This window comes from Bartonella sp. MR168JLCBS, assembly GCF_042194175.1.
This window is the reverse complement of the sequence record NZ_JBHIMP010000068.1, coordinates 1-268: the sequence shown is the minus strand read 5'-3', so window position 1 is coordinate 268 and position 268 is coordinate 1. Positions and strand designations below refer to the sequence as shown.

The window sequence follows — 268 nt, the reverse complement described above, 5'->3', positions numbered from 1 at the left end:
TCCTCCTGATCCCATACGTCTTCATGAAATGGCACATCGCTTGCATTTATCTTATAAGGAAACAAAGCGATTAAAGGAGTGGGCAGAGTTGGAAATAATTAGCCAAAACTGTTCAGAAAATTTTGTGCAAAAATTGATTTATTTTTATGGTCGACAGCCGGTTTTAGATCAATTATCTCTCTCTTTGGTTGCAGCACATGTTGATGCTTTGAAGGGAAACGAGGCTTTGCAAAAAGCAGAAAATTATATGAGGCTTTATCAGCTTGCT

General features: G+C 37.7%; 1 pseudogene. It reads left to right on the top strand.

Annotated elements, in window-relative coordinates:
* Positions 1 to 268 (top strand): annotated as a pseudogene (locus tag ACFIK8_RS09100) (CCA tRNA nucleotidyltransferase); the annotation flags it as partial.